Source organism: Bacillus sp. AP50, from assembly GCF_040492675.1.
Taxonomy (GTDB): domain Bacteria; phylum Bacillota; class Bacilli; order Bacillales; family Bacillaceae_G; genus Bacillus_A; species Bacillus_A cereus.
Genome location: NZ_JBEUTW010000410.1, coordinates 1 through 3,616, shown reverse-complemented (window position 1 = coordinate 3,616; position 3,616 = coordinate 1). Strand labels below are relative to the sequence as shown.

Here is a 3,616-nt window from a genome sequence, read left to right as displayed (position 1 = left end):
ATAAGAGACAGTCTCAATATAGATATGAATATTACACATGATTTTTCTATTAAAAATTAACAAGAGATATTGTAACAAGAGATATTGTAATAAAAATATGATGGTTATCCTTTGGTTTACTCCTTGGCCAAAGATAAGTGTATGCTCGCCGATCCTATCATTTTTTATTTTTTATGTAAAAAAATCCTTATCATAAGGAAATCCGTCAACAAAACGCGATTTTCGTATATTATTAAGACCTAAATTAATAGATGCTTAAAATTAAAAGGCCTACACATATTATATAATACTAATATGTGTAGACCAGCATTGTTTTGTTTATGTTCTCTTTATAGTAACTTGTCCCTCTTGATTTTTTTCTTGATCCCATTCCCTTTATTTTTTCTTCCTTCTTTAAAGAACAAAGGGAATATTCTACGAATGGATTTCTGCATAGAAAGATTATAAACTTCATTGATATTCAACCAAACAGCTTTTCCTTCTGGCGAATTTTTTAGTAAATCCCCCTTAAAGTCTTTTGTAAAATAGTTAAATATCATATCTTGGTCTTTGACGATTGAATTAACATATTCATAAAGTCTTTTATAAACAGGATTGCTAACTTCAAGACCAGTTTCTTCTTTAACTTCTCTAATGGCACTATCAACAATACTTTCCGAAAATTCTAAAACTCATTACTAAAAACAAAGTATCGTACGGAACATTAAACACCGTTTATGGGTTATAGTACTACTCCATTTATTATTTCCAAATCCATTTAGAATGTTTAATAAATGGGGCAGATTATGGTGATATTCCGTATAAATAATACCATTACATTAATGTTCTTTCGGAAGTACAATTCCTTTATACAATTGAACTGTAATCAAGTAGTAAATCGAGTAAATCACTACGAAAATAATAATTGGTAGCCAAATACGAAAGTAAGGATCAGCCAAAAGAACGCTGAACATGTTCATACCAACCAATACGTGAACAATACCCAAAATTGCTGGGACTAAAAATATAAAGAATAACTCCTTAAAAATCGATTTTATTAATAACTCACGGCGAACACCGATTTTACGAAGCATTTGATAACGTGCTACATCTTTTGATGCTCCCGATAGAATTTTAAACATTAAGCAACTTGCCATCATTGCTAAAAATGCAATTCCAACGAAGAAACCCATAAACATTAGTCCGCTAGCAAAATCATGACTCATAATATATTTTTGATACTTACTATCCAATTCTTCCGCTTTCACATTTTTATATTTTGCTATCTGTAATTCATCAAGTTTTTTCCATTCTTTTATGTATGATCCAAAATCATCTGTTTTCCCTATAAACACAGTACTTTCTTTACCCTTCAACCCATCGTATATGTTTTGTTCTACAATTTTGATTTCATAATGAGGATACATATAATTTGGCTGGATCGTTCTGAAAGCCTGAATCCATTGTTTTGTGTCGATTTCTCCTTTAACCCATTTTATTGAAAATGCACCAATTGGTATTTCCTCTGAAACTTTCTCTATTTTCATACCTTGCAAGAAAGGGCGATTTTTTTCTACATCTTCTTTAAGATAATAAACATACCTATCATCAACTTTGTAATGGTATTCAAATTTTTCTTGAAATAAGATACCACCCAAAATTGTCTTTTCTTCCGCAGTTGGATTATGAATGACTGAATCGTAAATTCGCATTTGATCTGTCATGTTTATAATGTTGTTTTTAAATGCCATACCACAAGCAATTCCACCAGCACCAAGAGCCACTAAAATTGCTACTGTTGCAAGCACATTTGTTAGACTATTAATGCGGAAATTTAATTGTGCAAAAGTAAAAGCATTGAGGCCTTTTTCACTACGTTTTTTATTACTCTTTAGCTTGTTAATCATAACTGGGAGAAGGGATCCAAATATAAGGTAAGTACCAGCGGTTGCTGAAATTAATCCAACGGCCATTAATCCCAAAGCAATTAGCGAATTTGCATATGACATATAGATCAGTGATGCATAACCAATACCTAATAAAAGAATACCAAGGAATGCAATTACAACTGTCATTTTTCCTTTTATGGCAACACGTTCTGTTTGTGCATCTGCATGTACAAGTTGCAGTACAGAAATACGCGATAATTTCATACTATTCATAATTGCTGATAAGAAAAATAGTGCAAAGAAGAAGGTACAAGTAATAGCTATAGATGGTAGATAAAATGCTTTATAACCTTCACCAGCAAACTCAAGTTGTTTCATTAATAGCTGACCGATACCTCCTGCAAGTCCTACACCAACTGCAATACCGATCGCAAGAGACGCAGCGCCTAATACGATTGTTTCGATAAACATAAGTAAGGTAACTTTATACTTTTTTGCTCCTAACATCATATACATACCAAATTCTTTTTGACGAAGAGCTGATAAGAAAGAGTTTGCATATAAAATATAGAAAAATGTGGTGACCGCTAATAAAAAGGAACCAATTTTAAATACAGACACAATATCCCTAATAGAAGAATTAGATTCAAGGAACGTTTTATTGGATGCTAGCGTTTGAAACATATAAAAAGTTGAAATAGAGACAATCAGACCAACAAGTAATACAATATAATCTTGCAACTTACTTTTTAGGCCTGACATAGAAAGCTTAAATAACATGATTGAACTTCCTTCCTTACGCTTTTTGTGTGCCTAAGTTTGCAAGCACGTCTAAAATTTCTTTATAGAATTTTCCACGGGTACCACCACGATGAATTTCTTTATATAACTCACCATCTTGAATGAATAAAATACGCTGACAGTAGCTTGCACTGTAAGGATCATGCGTAACCATCATAATGGATACACCTTGCTCTTTATTTAAGCTTGTCATGGCATCAAGTAAACTCGTTGCATTTTTAGAATCTAGAGCTCCAGTCGGCTCGTCCCCTAAAATAATTGCTGGCTCATGTACTAAAGCGCGAGCTGCCGCTGAACGCTGTTTCTGTCCACCAGATACTTCAGATGGATACTTTTGAAGGATTGCTGAAATGCTTAACATATCAGCTACTTTTTCTACTTTCTGTCCAATATTTCGTGATGAAACACCTTGAAGGGAAAGTGGAAGAGCGATGTTTTCGTAAATAGTTAAGTTCTCCAATAAGTTAAAGTCTTGGAAAATGAATCCTAACTTTTGTGAACGGAAATCAGAAAGCTCACCTTGTTTCATTTTCGTAATATCTGTTCCTGCAATTTCAACAATTCCGCCCGTTGCTTTATCTAACGTTGAAATTACATTTAATAATGTCGTTTTTCCAGAACCAGATGGTCCCATAATTCCGACAAACTCACCCTCTTGAATTGAGAATGAAACACCTTTTAACGCATTTGATTGGTTCTCACCTTTTTTACCGTACACTTTTTGGACGTTTTTCACATCTACAACTGGTTTTGTCATATATATCCTCCTATGTTTGTTTTTTCATTTCTTTAAAATAAGTCGCTATTCATATTTGCTACTAACAAAATAGTCATGTTGCATCTACCTTTTCTATAAGGCTGTTACGATGTATCCAATCGAAAGCCGTAAAGAAAATTTTTTTAATTTCTCCACTCCCCTCTTTGCTCTGAGTACATACATGATAAAC

At 33.0% G+C, this 3,616-nt stretch carries 3 protein-coding genes; all 3 read right to left on the bottom strand.

Annotated features, from left to right (window positions below):
• Window positions 1–329: 329 nt before the first annotated feature.
• Window positions 330–635, bottom strand: a complete 306-nt coding sequence (locus ABWK52_RS23485; RefSeq protein WP_255289047.1) for an NUDIX domain-containing protein — start codon at window positions 633–635, stop codon at window positions 330–332.
• A 183-nt stretch (window positions 636–818) separates the two neighbouring features.
• Window positions 819–2,648 carry an ABC transporter permease gene (locus tag ABWK52_RS23480; RefSeq protein WP_353772175.1) on the bottom strand — a complete coding sequence of 610 codons (1,830 nt, stop codon included), beginning with the start codon at window positions 2,646–2,648 and terminating at the stop codon, window positions 819–821.
• 16 nt (window positions 2,649–2,664) lie between these two features.
• Window positions 2,665–3,426: an ABC transporter ATP-binding protein gene (locus ABWK52_RS23475; protein WP_098280114.1), complete on the bottom strand. Its 762-nt coding sequence runs from the start codon at window positions 3,424–3,426 to the stop codon at window positions 2,665–2,667.
• Window positions 3,427–3,616: the final 190 nt, after the last annotated feature.

Coding starts and splice junctions, on each gene's coding strand:
- ABWK52_RS23480 (WP_353772175.1), bottom strand. CDS start 2,648: ATGTTATTTAAGCTTTCTATGTCAGGCCTAAAAAGTAAGTTGCAAGAT.
- ABWK52_RS23475 (WP_098280114.1), bottom strand. CDS start 3,426: ATGACAAAACCAGTTGTAGATGTGAAAAACGTCCAAAAAGTGTACGGT.